19 protein-coding genes and 2 tRNA genes are annotated in these 16,577 nt (G+C 44.4%); 17 read left to right on the forward strand and 4 right to left on the reverse strand.

Annotation, left to right across the window (positions count from 1 at the left end; translation table 11 throughout):
- Positions 1-79: 79 nt before the first annotated feature.
- Positions 80-598 carry a transcription/translation regulatory transformer protein RfaH gene (rfaH, locus tag Q0230_RS02755; protein WP_298607923.1) on the reverse strand — a complete coding sequence of 173 codons (519 nt, stop codon included), beginning with the start codon at positions 596-598 and terminating at the stop codon, positions 80-82.
- 178 nt (positions 599-776) lie between these two features.
- Here rfaH and Q0230_RS02760 point away from each other — a divergent pair, with 178 nt between their 5' ends.
- The 12 genes from Q0230_RS02760 to mutM all read left to right on the forward strand — a co-directional run bounded on the left by Q0230_RS02760 (position 777) and on the right by mutM (position 11,689).
- Positions 777-1,529 (forward strand): ABC transporter ATP-binding protein, encoded by a 753-nt coding sequence (locus tag Q0230_RS02760; protein ID WP_298607925.1) that lies wholly within the window; start codon positions 777-779, stop codon positions 1,527-1,529.
- On the forward strand, positions 1,526-2,287 hold the full coding sequence (locus Q0230_RS02765) for an ABC transporter permease subunit (RefSeq protein WP_298607928.1): 762 nt from the start codon (positions 1,526-1,528) through the stop codon (positions 2,285-2,287). The genes Q0230_RS02760 and Q0230_RS02765 overlap by 4 nt, the downstream gene beginning before the upstream one ends.
- Positions 2,288-2,292: 5 nt before the next feature.
- Positions 2,293-3,714, forward strand: a complete 1,422-nt coding sequence (locus tag Q0230_RS02770) for a GldG family protein (protein WP_298607930.1) — start codon at positions 2,293-2,295, stop codon at positions 3,712-3,714.
- A gap of 2 nt (positions 3,715-3,716) precedes the next feature.
- A complete protein-coding gene (locus Q0230_RS02775; protein WP_298607931.1) occupies positions 3,717-4,547 on the forward strand; it encodes a DUF4340 domain-containing protein in 831 nt (276 codons plus the stop codon).
- 221 nt (positions 4,548-4,768) lie between these two features.
- A complete protein-coding gene (locus Q0230_RS02780; RefSeq protein WP_298607933.1) occupies positions 4,769-6,109 on the forward strand; it encodes a Na(+)-translocating NADH-quinone reductase subunit A in 1,341 nt (446 codons plus the stop codon).
- Positions 6,110-6,115: 6 nt separating this feature from the next.
- On the forward strand, positions 6,116-7,345 hold the full coding sequence (locus Q0230_RS02785; RefSeq protein ID WP_298608213.1) for an NADH:ubiquinone reductase (Na(+)-transporting) subunit B: 1,230 nt from the start codon (positions 6,116-6,118) through the stop codon (positions 7,343-7,345).
- Positions 7,342-8,145, forward strand: coding sequence for a Na(+)-translocating NADH-quinone reductase subunit C (locus tag Q0230_RS02790; protein ID WP_298607935.1), 804 nt, complete (start codon positions 7,342-7,344; stop codon positions 8,143-8,145). Before Q0230_RS02785 ends, Q0230_RS02790 begins: the two co-directional genes overlap by 4 nt.
- Positions 8,142-8,804, forward strand: a complete 663-nt coding sequence (locus tag Q0230_RS02795; protein WP_298607937.1) for an NADH:ubiquinone reductase (Na(+)-transporting) subunit D — start codon at positions 8,142-8,144, stop codon at positions 8,802-8,804. Before Q0230_RS02790 ends, Q0230_RS02795 begins: the two co-directional genes overlap by 4 nt.
- A gap of 2 nt (positions 8,805-8,806) precedes the next feature.
- Entirely contained in the window at positions 8,807-9,403 is a 597-nt protein-coding gene (gene nqrE, locus Q0230_RS02800) for an NADH:ubiquinone reductase (Na(+)-transporting) subunit E (RefSeq protein ID WP_298607940.1), read from the forward strand.
- A 9-nt stretch (positions 9,404-9,412) separates the two neighbouring features.
- Positions 9,413-10,630, forward strand: a complete 1,218-nt coding sequence (nqrF, locus tag Q0230_RS02805) for an NADH:ubiquinone reductase (Na(+)-transporting) subunit F (RefSeq protein ID WP_298607942.1) — start codon at positions 9,413-9,415, stop codon at positions 10,628-10,630.
- A 2-nt stretch (positions 10,631-10,632) separates the two neighbouring features.
- Entirely contained in the window at positions 10,633-10,863 is a 231-nt protein-coding gene (nqrM, locus tag Q0230_RS02810; protein WP_298607944.1) for a (Na+)-NQR maturation NqrM, read from the forward strand.
- Positions 10,864-10,876: 13 nt separating this feature from the next.
- A complete protein-coding gene (gene mutM / locus Q0230_RS02815) occupies positions 10,877-11,689 on the forward strand; it encodes a bifunctional DNA-formamidopyrimidine glycosylase/DNA-(apurinic or apyrimidinic site) lyase (RefSeq protein ID WP_298607946.1) in 813 nt (270 codons plus the stop codon).
- 1 nt (position 11,690) lies between these two features.
- Here mutM and Q0230_RS02820 read toward each other — a convergent pair whose 3' ends face one another.
- Positions 11,691-11,888, reverse strand: coding sequence for a hypothetical protein (locus Q0230_RS02820; protein WP_298607949.1), 198 nt, complete (start codon positions 11,886-11,888; stop codon positions 11,691-11,693).
- A 41-nt stretch (positions 11,889-11,929) separates the two neighbouring features.
- Here Q0230_RS02820 and dusA point away from each other — a divergent pair, with 41 nt between their 5' ends.
- Positions 11,930-12,919: a tRNA dihydrouridine(20/20a) synthase DusA gene (gene dusA / locus Q0230_RS02825; protein WP_298607951.1), complete on the forward strand. Its 990-nt coding sequence runs from the start codon at positions 11,930-11,932 to the stop codon at positions 12,917-12,919.
- Between the two features lie 19 nt (positions 12,920-12,938).
- Positions 12,939-13,014, forward strand: a tRNA-Asn gene (locus tag Q0230_RS02830).
- A 99-nt stretch (positions 13,015-13,113) separates the two neighbouring features.
- Here the strand turns inward: Q0230_RS02830 and Q0230_RS02835 are convergent.
- The gene (locus tag Q0230_RS02835) at positions 13,114-13,710 is read right to left on the reverse strand and encodes a ProQ/FINO family protein (RefSeq protein WP_298607953.1); all 597 of its coding nucleotides are present in this window, start codon (positions 13,708-13,710) and stop codon (positions 13,114-13,116) included.
- A gap of 160 nt (positions 13,711-13,870) precedes the next feature.
- Positions 13,871-13,961 (reverse strand) — tRNA-Ser (locus Q0230_RS02840).
- Between the two features lie 144 nt (positions 13,962-14,105).
- Here Q0230_RS02840 and Q0230_RS02845 point away from each other — a divergent pair.
- Genes Q0230_RS02845 through Q0230_RS02855 form a run of 3 tightly spaced genes read left to right on the forward strand, consistent with a single transcriptional unit; the run spans position 14,106 to position 16,568 of the window.
- Positions 14,106-15,149 (forward strand): PilN domain-containing protein, encoded by a 1,044-nt coding sequence (locus tag Q0230_RS02845; RefSeq protein WP_298607957.1) that lies wholly within the window; start codon positions 14,106-14,108, stop codon positions 15,147-15,149.
- On the forward strand, positions 15,142-15,741 hold the full coding sequence (gspM, locus tag Q0230_RS02850; RefSeq protein ID WP_298607958.1) for a type II secretion system protein GspM: 600 nt from the start codon (positions 15,142-15,144) through the stop codon (positions 15,739-15,741). Before Q0230_RS02845 ends, gspM begins: the two co-directional genes overlap by 8 nt.
- Positions 15,738-16,568 carry a hypothetical protein gene (locus Q0230_RS02855; RefSeq protein ID WP_298607960.1) on the forward strand — a complete coding sequence of 277 codons (831 nt, stop codon included), beginning with the start codon at positions 15,738-15,740 and terminating at the stop codon, positions 16,566-16,568. Before gspM ends, Q0230_RS02855 begins: the two co-directional genes overlap by 4 nt.
- Positions 16,569-16,577: the final 9 nt, after the last annotated feature.

Here is a 16,577-nt window from a genome sequence, read left to right on the forward strand (position 1 = left end):
ATTATTTTAGGTAATGGAAGTATAGGTTATAGCCGCATTAAATATCAACTTTTGTAGCTATTTAACAACAGAAGCTTAGTCAGGCTGTTAGGAGTTTTGCTGGAGAGATAGCCAATTTAGTCTGTTTGTGGAGGATTTCCAACAGGATAATCGCTCGCTCTTCACCGTCATAGTTCATGAAAATGCCATTCAGCCCCTGAAATGGTCCTTCTGTCAAAGTGACCAGATCACCTTGGTGAAATCGATCTAAATCAATGGCGCGTTCACCTAAAGCTAACTCTTGGTTTTTTAAATTAAAAATCAATTCGTGAGGCACTAAGGCTGGCTGTACACCAAAGCGTACAAATTGGTGCACACCCTTGGTAGAACGGATGGGTGCCCAGTTATCAGTCAGCTCATTTAAAGCGATAAATAAATAGCGCGGAAATAATGATTCAGTTTTTGTAATCATCTTGCCACGTTGTTTGCGTAGACGTTGCGCTAAGGGGCGATAGACTTCGTAGCCTTGCTTGCCTAATTCAACTTCTGCTAGTTCATCTTTAAAGGGTTTACTTGTCAAAAGATACCATTGACGCTTAGGGGCGCTAGTGAGAGACATATTCAAAGCTTACCGGGAGATTAATTGTTTTTAGGTTAGGTCGATAAAACAGCTTAGTCAATTGCTTTTTTTTGTAATTAAGTTACAAAGGGCAACCATAAATCTGTGCTTAGTATTAGACCTATAACTTTAGTAAGTATTGTTTAACATCGGTGATCGAACAGGAGTGACAAGCTAAATGGACTCAACCATTTTGCTCGCAGCAGAAGGGCTATCGCGTTATTACAGTGAGCACTGTGCCGTGGATAGTCTAAATTTACACCTACAAAAAGGTGAAGTGCTTGGATTACTCGGGCCAAATGGCGCTGGCAAATCGACCACTATGCAAATGCTCACGGGTAATCTCGCGCCCACTACGGGTTCAATTCAAATTAATGGGATTGATCTTCTAGACGAGCCGCGCAGCGCAAAACGGCATCTGGGTTATTTGCCTGAGCAACCACCCGTTTATCGTGATCTCACAGTAAATGAATACTTGGATTATTGTGCAAAACTACATGGTATGCGTGGTGCTGAGCGTACTCAGGCCATCGGTTTAGCCTGTGAGCGCTGTAGCTTAACTGAAGTCCAGAGCCGCCTTATTGCTAACCTCTCGAAAGGCTATAAGCAGCGCGTGGGTATTGCCCAAGCGATCTTGCACAATCCAGCTGTGGTGATCTTAGATGAGCCTACGGTGGGACTAGATCCGCTACAAATTCGTGAAATTCGCAAGCTAATTCGTGAGTTAGGTCAGGAGCACAGTGTGATTCTGTCTACACATATTTTACCTGAGGTGCAAGCCGTTTGTGATCGTGTGCAGATTTTGAATCGAGGGCGCACCGTCTTTAATGATTCACTAGCAGGGGTAGATTCTTTGGAGAAGATTTTCTTTGAATTAGTCTACCAAGAAGACCCCGCCTTGGCGGACTCTGAATCGGAGAACCCTGCATGAAGATGATTTGGACTATTGCGACTACTGAGTTTCGCCGCATGTTCAACTCGCCTCTGGCTTGGAGCATTTTAGCGGTTGTACAGTTTATTTTGGCTTGGGTGTTTTTATTGGGGCTAAATGAATATGTTACTCAAATCCAACCTGCAATGGCAGGGCGCGAGAATGCGCCGGGCTTGAGTGATTTAGTGGTGTCAGCTCTGTATTTGTGGGCAGGTGTGATTATGCTGGCGGTCATGCCGATCTTAACCATGCGTTTATTTGCCGAAGAGCGCATGAATCAGACTTTGCCCTTGCTTACAACTGCACCTATCTCGATTAGCCAAATTGTTTTAGGCAAATATCTAGGTTTGTTGCTGCTGATTATTACCATGATTGCCATGCTTAGCTTGATGCCAGCCTCGCTTTCTTTAGGCACTGATTTAGATTGGGGTAAGTTGGCGGCAGCGATTTTAGGTTTGTTTCTACTCTTAGCTTCCTTTGCCGCTGCAGGTTTGTTTCTCTCTGCTTTAACTCGTCAGCCGATTATTGCTGCCGTGAGTACCTTTGGCTTGCTACTGTTTTTGATGGTTTTGTATATCTCTGGTAATTCCCAAGGTTCGGGCAGCCAGTTGTTTATTTATTTATCACACTTTGGACATTTTTTGTCCTTTTTAGAGGGGCTATTTGATAGCAGTGACTTAGTATATTACCTCTTGTTTATAGCCAGCTTTTTGCTTTTGACGATTCGTAAATTAGACAACGAGCGCTTGCAGCGATAATTGACATGAAAATGACTAAAGGGATGCACCGCTCGATTGGTGTACAAAATGGGATTTTTTATTTACTGTTTTTTGCAGTTATTGGTTTGTTAGGGTTTTTGAGTCGTGAATTCCACTTTCAATCGGATTGGACGTATGGAAGTCGAAATAGCCTGACAGCAGCTACTCGTGCGCTCTTGGAGAAAAATGACCAGCCTTTAAAGTTTGTAGCTTATGTCCCAGAAGATGCTGCTTTACAGGAGCAACTGCGTAAATTGGTGGCTAAATATCAACGGGTTAAGCCGGAGATTAAATTAGAGTTTGTGAATCCTGACTTAGATCCAGTACGTGCTAAGCAAGATGGGATTCAGTATGCGGGGCAAATGGCGATTCATTTGGGTGAGCGCAGTGAGGTCGTGGAGCAAACGACCGAGCCAGTCATTGCCAATGCGATTCAGCGCATGAGTCGTGGGGCTGAGCGTCTAGTAGTGTTTTTGGAGGGGCATGAAGAGCGTAATCCCTTATCCGATAATTCTAATGGACTGACGCAATTCTTAAGTACTTTAGAGCGTAGTGGTTTTAAGGTGCAACCACATAATATCGTCCGCACTCAATCGATTCCACAAAATGCCCGCTTTTTAGTAATTGCTTCGCCACAAAAGGACTTGTTGCCGGGCGAAGTGGAGGTGATTAAAAAATATGTTGAGCAAGGTGGTAATTTACTCTGGCTACAAGATCCAGGCGGTTTACATGGCTTAAAACCTTTAGCCGATCTATTAGGTTTAAAAATTAGTGAGGGCACTGTTTTAGATGCGAATGAGCAGCTACATGCCGTCCTTGGGGTCACTCACCCTGCTATGGTGCCAGTGGTAGATTATGGGCGCTCCCCGATTGCAGAAAAATTTACGGGTTCACAGAGCTTATTTCCCTTTGCGACGATGGTTGAGCGTAATCCAGTTGAGGATAAAAATGCTCTGGTTTGGGATGCACAAGAGCTATTAACCACTTTGCCGAATAGCTGGTTAGAAACAGGTAAAGTTGATGGTGCAGTCACTTATGAGGAAGAAAAAGGGGATGTCTTAGGGCCGATTTCGATTGGCTTCACCTTGACACGTTTATTAGAGCAGCCTGAAGGCACGGCAACTACTACGGCAGCAACGAATCTGCAGAAAGAGCGTCAACAACGGGTAGTAGTGATTGGCGACAGTGATTTCTTAATCAATAGTTTTATTGGACAAGGGATCAATTTGGATCTGGCGACTAATATTTTTAACTGGCTGAGCGCTGATGATAACTTGCTGAATATTCAGGTAAATAATGCACCTGATACCAACTTTGCAATGGGCGAAACAGCTAGTTTTGTGTTAGCTAGTTTTTTCCTAATCGTACTGCCTTTGAGCTTAATTGCTTTAGGTTCCTTGATTTGGTTTAGACGACGGAGGCGCTAAGGATGACTAGCGTGTCGATGCGCCGTTTGGCTGTAAATATCCTGCTGCTATGGTTAGTGGCAGGCTTAGCGGGTTTAGTTTGGTGGCAACTACAGCAAAAAGAGCAGATAGCACAAAGTACACGTCTATTACCACTGAGTTTGGCAGAAGTGAATTCGGTGGTAGTGGAGCGTAAACAAGCGGGTTTCGAGACTAAGCTAGAACTCAAACGCACGGGTGAGCAATGGCAAGTATTACAACCGCAGAAAATTGCAGCGAATCCGGTCAAAGTGCGGCAGCTATTTACCTTGCTTGATGAAAAGGTTGAGTCTAGCTATGACAGCGCAGGCAAGGATTTAGCAGCTTATGGCTTAGAGCCAGCTGAGCTGACTGTCAGTATTAATGGATATAAGTTGGTCTTGGGTAATACTAATCCTGTTTCCAATAATCGCTATATTCTCAATGCGGGGAAAATCCAGTTAGTCAATGAAGCCGTTTATAGCCTACTGCAAGAAAATTGGGCTAACTTTGTGGCTCTTAAATTAGTGCCTGAGTCTTTTAATTTAACTGCAGTGCAACTACCTGAAAGTTTTGCTGCGTTACCACAACTAGTAAGTAATTGGAAAAATGCGGAAGCGATCCGTGTTGAGGCGTTTGATCCACAAAAGCTGACTCCCGAAATGCAAAGCCTGGTTTTGAAGGGTGCAACTGAAACCAGAAAATTAACGATTGTGAATTTAAAGGATGAGATCGTCTTAGCTGATCTTGCTAAACAGTTGGCTTATGTCCTCCCTATTTCAGAGGCTGCGCAATTATTTCCAGCGAAAACAGGTTTAGAGCCTGCGCCTAAATAGCCCTGCAGTGCTAAGGCTTGGATTGTAACTGCTATTAATAATCCGTAAGATTCGGGGAGAATCTGCACCATACCCAGTTTAACAACAGTGATGGGTATATTGAGCTAGTTACTGTGTTTTCCAAGCAAAAGCTTGCACTTTTGACACGATGCATTGATTTGGCCAGTCCTACTCGGTTGTACTAGCTGAGTTACCACAGCTGCAATAATAAGGTAGTCCACATGAAAATCACTAAAGGTCTAGATATACCTATTGCTGGGAAACCAGAGCAAAAAATCTATGATCATCCTAAACCGACTACGCTTGCCGTCTTAGGGCGTGATTTCCATGAGTTGAAACCCGCTTTACAAGTGAAGGAAGGCGATTTTGTCAAAGTAGGGCAAATGCTATTTTCACATCGTAAGCACGAGGGAATTTATTTTACAGCCCCTTGTGCAGGGACGGTTAAAACCATCAACCGTGGCGAAAAGCGTGTGTTGATTTCAGTAGTTCTGCAAGCTGCAGCTGAGGAAGAGTTCATTGATTTTGGTGCTCATCGTCCAGAAGAACTAGCTCAGTTAGATGAAACGACTATTCGTCAAAAACTGCAGGATTCAGGACAATGGGTGAGTTTCCGTACCCGCCCATATAGCCATATCCCAGCGGCTGATGCTAAAGCCACAGCTATTTTTGTGACCGCAATGGACACTCGCCCATTAGCGGCTGATCCTACAGTTGTAATAGCTGAATATGCTGAAGCTTTTCAACACGGCTTGACCGTATTAGCACGATTAGCACCGATTATTTATGTCTGTCATGCAACGGGCGTTGAGCCACCGAAAGTACCTAACTCTAATGTCTTGTATAAAGCCTTTTCGGGGGTGCACCCTGCTGGTTTACCCGGTACGCATATTCATTTCCTTGAGCCTGCTAGCGAACATCGATCAGTTTGGCATCTGAACTATCAAGATGTGATTGCCATTGGTAAGTTATTTACAACTGGTAAGTTATTTGTGGAGCGGGTGATTGCGCTAGCAGGGCCTGCAGTTAAGCAGCCACGGCTAATTCGCACTCGCTTGGGCGCAAATACCGATAGTCTTGTCAGTGATGAGTTAAAACCTGGTCGTTACCGCGTCATCTCTGGATCGGTACTGGGTGGGCATACTGCAAAAGATACGGGCGCTTATTTAGGGCGTTATGACTTACAAGTTTCGGTAATTTCTGAAGAACAAGAGCGCGTGTTTTTGCACTGGCTGAATCCGTGGTTAGCGCAATATTCCATGATGCGTGTCTTCCTAAAACCAGGTTTAGATAAGCTCAAATTTTCCATGACGAGTACCCAAAACGGTAGCCATCGGGCGATGGTGCCTTTAGGTAATTATGAACAGGTGATGCCACTCGATATTCTAGCCACTCAATTACTGCGGTCTTTATTGATTCGCGATACGGTAATGGCTCAACAATTGGGCGCTTTGGAATTGGATGAAGAGGATTTGGCGCTGTGTACTTTTGTTTGTCATAGCAAATACGAATATGGCTCTGCCTTACGCAATTGCTTACGCATGTTGGAAAGAGGGGAATAGGCGATGATAAAAACTTTACGTAAGTGGTTAGATCAACGTGAACCCGATTTTCTGCCGGGAGGCAAGTACGCAAAATATTTCAGTTTGTATGAGATGGTGGACACACTGTTATACAGCCCACCGAATCGAACGACTAGCTCACCGCATGTGCGTGATGCTTTAGATTTAAAGCGCGTGATGGGTTATGTGTGGTTAGCGACTTTCCCTGTGATGTTTATGGCCTGTTATAACACAGGTTTGCAGGCAAATTTAGCCCTACAGTCGCTAGGCTTAGAACAGGCTGCTGGCTGGCGTGGCTCGATTCAAAGCTTATTTGGTTTTGATCCCAATAGCTTTGTGGATAATTTCTTTCACGGCCTGTTGTACTTCGTACCGATTTATATGACCACCTTTATTGTCGGTGGGATTGCTGAAGTGATCTTTGCCATGGTACGTGGCCATGAAGTAAATGAAGGCTTTTTTGTAACTTCCATTCTTTACACGCTAACACTTCCGCCCGGAACACCGTTATGGATGGTAGCTTTAGGTATCTTGTTTGGGATTGTGATTGGTAAGGAAGTCTTTGGTGGTACAGGGAAAAACTTTATTAATCCAGCCCTCGCTGGGCGCGCCTTCCTGTTTTTTGCTTATCCTGCGTATATGTCAGGTGATACCGTTTGGGTCGCTGTGGATGGTTATTCGGGAGCAACTGCTTTAGCCACAGGTGCAGCCAGTGGCATGGCAGGGATTTATGCAAGTGGCTTGACTTGGTGGGATGCCTTTATTGGTTTAGAACCCGGTTCTTTAGGTGAAACTTCTGCCTTAGCGATTTTTATTGGTGGTGCTTTCCTACTATATACCGGCATTGCCAGTTGGCGCATTGTCTCTGGTGTGATGTTTGGGATGATTATGACGACTATTCTCCTGAATACGATTGGCAGTGAGACGAATCCCATGTTCGCCATGCCTTGGTGGTGGCATTTAGTCTTAGGTGGTTTTGCTTTCGGTATGATGTTTATGGCAACTGATCCTGTTACTGCTGCGCATACCAATGCAGGGCGCTGGTGGTTTGGGGTGTTGATTGGCTTTATGGTGATTCTGATTCGGGTCGTTAATCCCGCTTTCCCCGAAGGCATGATGTTAGCCATTCTGTTTGCCAATATGATTGCCCCACTGATGGATTATGTGGTGATGAAAGTGAATATCCAACGCCGCCTCAAACGGCAAAAAGCAGCAACAGGGGAGGTAAAGGCATGAGTGTCATTAGTGATGTGTTAGCTTTGCCCAATGACAGTCGGAAGAAGACTTATATTGTTGCTTTTGTTTTGTGTTTAATCTGCTCAATTGCTGTATCAACAGCTGCTGTGATGCTCAAACCAGTACAAGATAAAAATAAACAGTTTGATAAGCAGCGCAATATTGTTGCTATTGCGGGTCTTGCTCAAAATGGCGTTTCGGTGAGTGAAGCCTTCAAACAAGTTGAAGCAAAAGTGGTTGATCTACAAACTGGCGATTATGTGGAGGGGATTGATCCTAAAACTTTCGATGCCCGTGCAGCTGCAGTCGATCCTAAGCAGAATGTGGTTTTGACTAAAGAGCAAGATATTGCCTCAATCAAACGCCGTGCTAAATACGCTACGGTTTATCTAATTAAAGATCAGCAAGGCAAACTTCAGAAGGTCATTCTACCGATTTCAGGTTATGGTTTATGGTCGACACTGCATGGTTTTTTAGCCTTACAAGGTGATGCCAATACTGTAGTGGGTTTGGGTTTTTATGAGCATGCCGAAACACCCGGTTTAGGTGGTGAGGTCGATAATCCTAATTGGAAAGTACAATGGGTTGGTAAAAAGATCTTTGATGAGCAAGGTAATATTGCGCTTCGAGTGACAAAAAGCCCTGTGGCTGATAGCGATCCACGTGCAGTGTATGAGATTGATGCTTTGTCAGGGGCTACTCTCACCAGTAATGGGGTGAATAATGCAGTCCATTTTTGGTTAGGTGCTGATGGTTTTGGCCCCTATCTACAAAAAATACGTCAAGGAGGTGGAGCATGAATACCGAAACTCGTAAGGTTCTGCTAGGACCTTTATTTGACAATAATCCGATTACTTTACAGATTTTAGGCATTTGTTCGGCGCTAGCAGTGACTAGCTCGATGAATACCGCACTCTTAATGTCACTCAGTCTGACTTTAGTGACCGCTTTCTCAAATATGTTTATTAGTACAGTGCGCAATCACACCCCAAGCAGTATTCGCATTATTGTGCAAATGACGATTATTGCGTCTTTAGTCATTGTGGTGGATCAGCTCTTGCGGGCTTATGCCTTTGATACCTCTAAACGCTTATCTGTGTTCGTTGGTTTGATTATCACCAACTGTATTGTTATGGGACGCGCAGAAGCCTTTGCCATGCAAAACCCTCCTGGGATTAGTTTCCTTGATGGCATTGGGAATGGTTTGGGTTATAGCTTGATTCTGATGTCAGTTGCCTTTGTGCGTGAGCTATTGGGCGCGGGTTCTTTATTCGGGGTGCAAATTATTCCGCTCCTAAAAGATGGCGGTTGGTACGTGCCAAATGGTCTCTTGCTCTTGCCGCCCAGTGCTTTTTTTCTGATTGGGATTTTAATTTGGGTCGTGCGTACTAAAAAGCCAGAGCAGCTTGAGGTGGCGGAATTTAAAATTCACGAACCCGCTAAAGGGGAGTACCACTAATCATGGAAGGTTTACTGAGTTTATTTGTTAAATCAGTCTTCATTGAAAATATGGCACTCACCTTCTTTTTGGGGATGTGCACTTTTATTGCCATCTCAAAAAAGATTGAAACAGCGATTGGTTTAGGTATTGCGGTGGTCATTGTGCAAGCTATCACCATGCCAGTAAACAATCTCATTCTGAACGTCTTTTTGAAGGAAAATGTACTCATTCAAGGTGTGGACTTACGTTTCCTTGGCTTGATCTCATATATCGCCGTCATTGCCGCTATTGTGCAGGTGCTTGAAATGGCGATGGATAAATTTGCGCCTGCTTTACATCAAGCTTTGGGAATTTTTCTACCCTTGATTACTGTAAATTGTGCAATTTTGGGTGGCACTTTATTTATGGTGGAGCGCGATTACACGTTTACAGAAAGTGTAGTGTATGGCTTTGGTAGCGGTTTTAGCTGGATGTTGGCGATTATTATCCTTGCCGGCGTGCGTGAGCGTTTGAAATACAGTGATGTGCCACAAGGTTTACAAGGTCTGGGTATTATTTTTATCACCGTTGGCCTGATGTCACTTGGCTTTATGTCCTTCTCTGGCATTCAGTTGTAGGAGCTAAGCATGACAACGATCTTATTAGGTGTTGCTCTGTTTATCATTATGATCATCGGCTTGGTCTATGCGATCTTAATGGCGCGCCAACGCTTAGTTCCCCAAGGGGATGTACATATCTTAGTGAATGGTGAGAAAGATTTAGTCGTCAATCCGGGCGGAAAATTATTGGGTGTTTTAGCGGATAAAGGCTTATTTGTCTCCTCGGCTTGTGGGGGCGGTGGTACTTGTGGACAATGTCGGGTAAAAGTATTAGAAGGTGGTGGTACTCTATTGCCGACAGAAGAAGGCCATATCAATCGGCGTGAAGCTGCTGCTTGTGAGCGTTTAGCTTGCCAAGTCGCCGTTAAGCAAAATATGAAGATTGAAGTCCCCGATGAGGTGTTTGGGGTAAAAAAATGGGTTTGTACCGTTCGCTCTAATGAAAACCGTGCCACTTTTATCAAAGAGCTGGTTTTAGAACTACCGGCTGGTGAAAAACTTGCTTTTAGGGCAGGCGGCTATATCCAAATTGAATGCCCGCCTTATAGCTTGAGTTATGCAGAGTTTGATATACCAGCAGAATATCGAGGTGATTGGGATAAATTCAAGCTTTGGGAAATTAATTCGCAAGTGACTGAGCCAGTGATGCGGGCTTATTCGATGGCGAATTATCCTGAAGAAGACGAGATCATTATGCTCAATGTGCGGATTGCCTCACCACCACCAGGGAAAAATGTACCTGCTGGGAAAATGTCTTCATATATTTTCAATTTGAAGCCGGGTGATCAGGTTATAGTATCAGGGCCTTTCGGTGAATTCTTTGCGCGTGAAACGAATAAAGAAATGGTCTTCATCGGTGGAGGTGCAGGCATGGCACCGATGCGCTCACATATTTATGATCAACTGCGTCGCCTGAAAAGTAGGCGCAAGATGACCTTTTGGTATGGTGCACGAAGTTTGCGTGAAGCATTTTATGTGGAAGAATTTGACCAGTTAGCGGCTGAAAATCCGAATTTTACCTGGTTTATGGGCTTGTCTGACCCCTTGCCAGAGGATAATTGGACAGGTTATACCGGCTTTATTCACAATGTTTTATACGAAAACTACTTGAAAGATCATCCAGCGCCCGAAGATTGTGAGTATTATCTCTGTGGGCCACCCATGATGAATTCCTCTGTAACTAAAATGCTGATTAATCTAGGCGTTGAACCAGAAAATATTATGTTTGACGACTTTGGAGGCTAGCTATGATGGTCTTTGCGATAACCTTTGCAGTATTTCTTTTAGCCTTCGCTGCTTTATCAATTACTTGGTTTTTCAATCGAGAAACGATTAAAGGCAGCTGTGGTGGCTTAGCCAATTTACTCGGTGAAGATGGTAAGCAATGTGGCTGTAAGAAACCTTGTGAAAAACGCTTGAAGCAGCTTGAACAAGCAGCAGCCGGTGTGACCGAAACTAGAATTGATTTTAAAGCTTAGAATCCAGTCATCGATGCCAGAATTACCTGAGGTTGAAACCACACGCCGTGGCATAGAGCCACATTTGTTAGGTCAACGGATTAAGCACTTTGTTGTGCGCCAGCCGAAATTGCGTTGGCCGGTTTCTCCAGAATTAGAGCAATTAAGCGGTGTGACCATTGATGCTGTGCAGCGTCGTGGTAAGTATTTGTTATTAGAGACGATTCACGGTACTGCCTTGATGCATTTAGGCATGTCGGGTAGCTTGCGGATATGTGCTGCTGATTTAGCCCCTGAAAAGCATGATCACGTCGATTTAATCCTCGCTAATAATCGAGCTTTGCGCCTACGTGATCCACGCCGGTTTGGTGCAGTGCTGTGGGCAGGTTGTGGTGAATTGCATCCTTTACTCGCTCATTTAGGTGTAGAGCCGCTCACTGATGAATTTACTGCGGAGTACTTGCTAGAGAGTGCTAAGGGACGACAAGTGAGTATTAAAGAGTTCATTATGAATTCGCATATGGTGGTCGGAGTTGGCAATATCTATGCGAATGAAGCTTTGTTTATGTCTGGAATTAATCCACGTCGTGCGGCAGGACGAGTGAGTTTAAACGAACTTCGAAAATTAGTGTTGGCAATTAAGGCAGTGCTGAAACGAGCCATTGAACAAGGCGGTACGACTTTAAGAGACTTTGTGCGTGAGGATGGCCAAACGGGTTATTTTCAAATTGAGTTGCAAGTGTATGGGCGGACTAATCAAGTTTGTCATGCTTGTGGTAGCTTGATTCAGCAAATTCGACAGGGGCAACGTTCCACTTGGTATTGCCCCCGCTGTCAGCCTGAATGATTTAGGCCGCAGAGTGTGGTTGACGGTGATGAGGTTTAGGTTCCGCCATTTCTACAATACCGCTTAAAGTCAATTCACGCAGCAATTGGCGACGCACACCACGCTCAATGCCTGCATCAATCCCAACCCGATAAAATACATAGCTTGGAATGCCAATGACTACTAGCCCTATAATAAAATTAATTGCTAAGTCCCACATAAATAACGCTCCCTTATTTTTTTATTATTGACAAAGATAACGTGACTAGCCTGAACCGCCGATTTACTGTGGCACCGATGTTAGATTGGACTGACAAACATTGCCGCTATTTCCACCGCTTACTAACAAAACGTGCTGTTTTGTATACAGAAATGGTAACTACTGGTGCGCTCTTACATGGACAAACGGAGCGCTATTTAAGTTTTAATTCACAAGAGCATCCACTGGCTTTACAGCTGGGTGGCAGTGAGCCGAATGAGATGGCGCAATGCTCTGTGATGGCCGCTGATTTTGGCTATGACGAAGTGAATATAAATGTTGGTTGCCCGAGTGAACGTGTGCAGAAAGGTGCATTTGGCGCTTGTTTAATGGCTGAGCCGCAGCTAATCGCCGATTGTGTTGCTGCCATGCAAGCTAAAGTATCTATTCCGGTAACAGTTAAAAATCGTATTGGCATTGATGATCAAGAGGATTATGCAGGTTTACAGCATTTTGTTAGTACCGTTGCTGAGGCAGGTTGTAAGACTTTTATTATTCACGCACGTAAAGCTTGGCTAAAAGGCTTAAGCCCGAAAGAAAATCGTGAAATTCCGCCCTTGCGCTATGAGTTAGTTTATCAACTCAAACAAGAGTTTCCGCAGTTAGAAATTCTTATTAATGGTGGGATTACCTCCATTGAAGTCTGCCAGACACATCTACAACACGTTGACGGTGTGATGGTTGGACGTGAGGCTTATCAGAATCCTTGGATTCTAGCTGAAGTGGATCAGGCCATTTATGGGAATACAGTCACCCCGTTAGATCGCTATGCTGTTTTAGAACAGCTATTGGTGTATATCGAACAACAGCAAGCCCAAGGGGGGCGAGTCAGTCATATTGGTCGGCATATTTTAGGTTTGTTTCAAGGTCTACCGGGCGCAAGGCAGTGGCGGCGGCATTTGAGTGAACATATGCATCGCCCGGAAGCGGATTTAGATTTGTTTAAACAAGCAGCAAAAAAAGTGCTTGACGTTTCACCCCCTTCTTTGTAAGAATACGCACCTCGGCCGTTCCCCGATAGCTCAGTTGGTAGAGCACATGACTGTTAATCATTAGGTCACTGGTTCGAGCCCAGTTCGGGGAGCCACTTATTCAAAAGGCTGCATTTTAAAATGCAGCCTTTTTTGTTTTTTGCGTTTGCAAAAGTTGTTATTCAAACTTCCTTTTAAAAGCACCAATAGCTAAATTATTGGCGTGCTTTTTTCTCGTCTTGTTCTTTTAACGTGCGGGTCGCATGTTCGCGTTCAGCCTCACTAATCTCACCTAAAGCTTCACCCGCTAAGTTATAGCGTTGCTGATTATCTAGTACGGCTTGTAAATATTTACCATGATTACAATGCATGCGTAATAAGCGTTGAACTACCCGTTTAGAAGCGGGTGGCTGGTTCTGATCCATTAAATTATACAAATCCATTTCCACACCCAAAGCTAAGGGTTTGTAAGTCAGCCAAACTTCAAAACGATCGGCTAAGAAACGATCCATAGCTTTGGCTTGAATTTCAGAAGGTGAGGGTTCCTCGGGTTTATTCAGTTTAGCCTCTTTGTTTTTATTAAATGGTGGCTTGTTTTTTCCAGCTTGCCCTTTACCTTTGTTATTCGAGTTAGGTCGTGAGGGTTTGGCTTCTTCGCGGCGAATAATAATGCGCTTGCCTAGTAGGCGAGTCTCACGTGGAGAAGATTCTGGTTGATGATGGGTGCTTGAGCTAGAGTTGGTTTCAGTACTGATCGTTTCAGGCGCAGGCTTGCGTTTGAGAGTTAAGGTTTTTCGCGGCGTGTCGGTCATAATCTATTATTCATGGGCTTAAAAGTGAAAGAGCGCGTTTCAATACCAATCTATAACTAATATACAGTTTAACTCGACGATGAGCGGTTTTTCTATAGGGAAATTCACTCATTCATAAACAAAAAACCCCGCACAAGCGGGGTCTTTCGGGTGTTGAATTTGGCGGAGAGAGCGGGATTCGAACCCGCGATAAGCTATTAACCTATACACACTTTCCAGGCGTGCTCCTTCAACCACTCGGACACCTCTCCAGTAGGGGCAGAATCGTACTCCACTCGCTAATCTTTGTAAACTGCTAAGCCTGAATTGACTAATCATCTGCCAGTCATCGACAAGGGCGTAGAATTTTTGTAGTATCAAAAACAATACAGGGCTTATAAATAATAATTATTAAAATGATCATCGACAAGCTTAAGCAGTTTATAGGCTGGTGGGGCGATAATCTCTATCGAGGTTTACCCAGCACATTTCGTGGCTTATTCCGTGCTAGTCAACCCAGTCTAGCTCTTTATATGGCGCATGAGCGCTTGGCTTTAAGCTGGCAACAGGATGGCAAACGCCGTGAGTGTGGCGAGTTTGCTTTAGATGATACCTTTGATTTTCTCAGGATTGCCAAAAAAGCCGCCCGTAGTCGCAATTATCAATTAAAGCTCGAATTAGATGAAAGGCAAGCCCTGCATTTACAACATACCTTCCCAGAAGGGGTGCAGGATAATATTAAGCAAGTGGTTGGCTATCAGCTAGATCGAATTACGCCCTTCACTCTTGATAATGCTTATTTTGATGCCAAAGTCGCTAAGCACGATAAGGCAAATAAGTTAGTAGTAGCTGATATTTATGTCTCTCCCAAAACACATATTGAGCAGTATTTAACGAAATTACGTGGTTTAGGTGTGCCTGATATTCAAGTGATTTCGGCGATGGCTAGCCCGACCCAATTAACTAAAGGCTTGACTAGTAGCGCTGCGCCACCAGCGCCCGCTTCCTTGATACCGTTCTATTTATTTATCATGGCTTTGATTGCTAGCTTAGTAGCTCCTATTTGGTATAAAGATCGGCGCTTAGGCCAGATTAATGAAGCCATTGCAAGTTTGCAGCAAAAAGCCTCAGCACAAATTGAAGTACGTGACAAATTATTAGCAGCGGAAGAAGCGCTCACTTTTATCGGTGAGAAGCGTAAAACCGCACCAGTGATGTTGGACGTGGTAGAGCACTTATCGACTGAGATTCCTCCACATACTTGGGTGGAGCGTTTAGAGATTAGTGGTAATCAAGTACAAATTCGTGGCGAGTCAGAACAAGCGCTAAGCCTGATTGATACTTTAGAAATTTCGCCTTATTTCGAGGCAGTCAGTTTCAAATCACCCGTGACGCGTAATCCGAATACAGGTAAAGATAAATTCCATCTACAAGCAACTGTGGAGGCCACTCATGAGTGAAATGGTGATTCCAGCTCGCAGTCAGCCGCTGATTGCTTGGCTCTTAATCTTGCTAGTGTTGCTTGCAGTTATCTTTTTTGGAGTGATTCCCGCTTGGCTTAAGTCTCAAGACTTAAGTGAACAAATCGAAAGTGGCTACAAACGTTTAGAAAAAATGCGCCAAGTTGCCATGGCCGCCCCAGAATTAAATGCAGAATATGAACGCATTAGACAGCAGGGGATTGATAAGCTGTTTTATCCTCAAGGCATGACCGCTGCACAAGTAGGTAAGGAATTACAAAATCAAGTTGCGGCCGTGGTAGCGCGTCAAAGTGGTACCTTATTCAGCTCTGAAGTGGTTGATGAAATTCAACAGCAAGCAACTTCTGAAGAGCAACAAACTAGCGAATATCAGCGAGTGACTGTACAAGTCGTGTTTCAAGGTAAAACCGAGTTGCTGCGCGAAGTCTTGCATGCAGCTTACGCATCGCGTCCCCTAATTTTTGTGGATGGTGTGGAAGTAAAGCCTTTGGAAGGTACTGATCCTAAAGAGCAGTTAGTGCGTGTGACGGTGAAAATTTCCACTTATTGGCGCGGAGGCTCGAAAGCATGAAACGTTTATTCAGTCCGCCCATACAACTCATTCTTTGGTTAGGAAGTTCAGCCTGCTTAGGTTTAGCCGTTTGGAATTTATTGCAATTGCGTTTATTGGATGAGGATCAAGGACATTCAGCACGTGTCAATGTACAAATTCCGGAGTCCTTGATGCTTACCGAGCCTGCAGTAGTGACCTATAGCCAGATGGTACAAGCACCTTTATTCTGGCCAAGTCGAGCTGTACCTGTGGTAGAGGTAGCTGCACCGACTCCAACACCAACTGCTGCACCCGAAGTACCACCGCCCCCACCAGCACAACCACCGACTGGGCGTCTAGTGGGGATTGTGAATGTGGGTGCAAATAAATATGCACTGATCCGTACAGAAGAAAAAAATTTATCTTTACATATTGGGGAGCAGTGGGAAGGCTGGACTTTAGAGTCAATTGATACAAAAAAGATAAGTTTAGCCTCGGGTGAGCAAAAACAAGAGCTGAAATTAATCGCAGATTTTGCTCCGCCAGCGGAGAATCAACAATTAGCACAGTTGCGGAAAAAAGAAGAGCAAAAACAGCAAATGGCGGCAGCTCGTCAACAGCAAGCACAACAGGCTGCTAAGTCGCCTGAAAATTTAGCGATTCCGCCTAACTTAGAACCTGTAGCAGCTGAGCAGGCTCAGCAAACGGCTGCAGCAAATCCGCCACCCGTAATGTCTTTGAAAGAGGCATTAGAGGCACGGCAACGTTTGATGGCTTCACGCTGGGGAGCGAATAATGCAGCGGATGGTGCAGGTGGGCAGCAAGCGAGTCAGGGAGTAGCTGCACCAGCCGCAGCGAATCGTTAAATCCGACGA

It is taken from the genome of uncultured Thiothrix sp. (assembly GCF_937876535.1).
In the GTDB taxonomy this organism is placed as follows: Bacteria; Pseudomonadota; Gammaproteobacteria; order Thiotrichales; family Thiotrichaceae; genus Thiolinea.

Bases quoted from the DNA above. Each gene is read 5' to 3' on its own strand.
- rfaH (WP_298607923.1), bottom strand. From the start codon at position 598: ATGTCTCTCACTAGCGCCCCTAAGCGTCAATGGTATCTTTTGACAAGT.
- Q0230_RS02760 (WP_298607925.1), top strand. From the start codon at position 777: ATGGACTCAACCATTTTGCTCGCAGCAGAAGGGCTATCGCGTTATTAC.
- Q0230_RS02765 (WP_298607928.1), top strand. From the start codon at position 1,526: ATGAAGATGATTTGGACTATTGCGACTACTGAGTTTCGCCGCATGTTC.
- Q0230_RS02770 (WP_298607930.1), top strand. From the start codon at position 2,293: ATGAAAATGACTAAAGGGATGCACCGCTCGATTGGTGTACAAAATGGG.
- Q0230_RS02775 (WP_298607931.1), top strand. From the start codon at position 3,717: ATGACTAGCGTGTCGATGCGCCGTTTGGCTGTAAATATCCTGCTGCTA.
- Q0230_RS02780 (WP_298607933.1), top strand. From the start codon at position 4,769: ATGAAAATCACTAAAGGTCTAGATATACCTATTGCTGGGAAACCAGAG.
- Q0230_RS02790 (WP_298607935.1), top strand. From the start codon at position 7,342: ATGAGTGTCATTAGTGATGTGTTAGCTTTGCCCAATGACAGTCGGAAG.
- Q0230_RS02795 (WP_298607937.1), top strand. From the start codon at position 8,142: ATGAATACCGAAACTCGTAAGGTTCTGCTAGGACCTTTATTTGACAAT.
- nqrE (WP_298607940.1), top strand. From the start codon at position 8,807: ATGGAAGGTTTACTGAGTTTATTTGTTAAATCAGTCTTCATTGAAAAT.
- nqrF (WP_298607942.1), top strand. From the start codon at position 9,413: ATGACAACGATCTTATTAGGTGTTGCTCTGTTTATCATTATGATCATC.
- nqrM (WP_298607944.1), top strand. From the start codon at position 10,633: ATGATGGTCTTTGCGATAACCTTTGCAGTATTTCTTTTAGCCTTCGCT.
- mutM (WP_298607946.1), top strand. From the start codon at position 10,877: ATGCCAGAATTACCTGAGGTTGAAACCACACGCCGTGGCATAGAGCCA.
- Q0230_RS02820 (WP_298607949.1), bottom strand. From the start codon at position 11,888: ATGTGGGACTTAGCAATTAATTTTATTATAGGGCTAGTAGTCATTGGC.
- Q0230_RS02835 (WP_298607953.1), bottom strand. From the start codon at position 13,710: ATGACCGACACGCCGCGAAAAACCTTAACTCTCAAACGCAAGCCTGCG.
- Q0230_RS02845 (WP_298607957.1), top strand. From the start codon at position 14,106: ATGATCATCGACAAGCTTAAGCAGTTTATAGGCTGGTGGGGCGATAAT.
- gspM (WP_298607958.1), top strand. From the start codon at position 15,142: ATGAGTGAAATGGTGATTCCAGCTCGCAGTCAGCCGCTGATTGCTTGG.
- Q0230_RS02855 (WP_298607960.1), top strand. From the start codon at position 15,738: ATGAAACGTTTATTCAGTCCGCCCATACAACTCATTCTTTGGTTAGGA.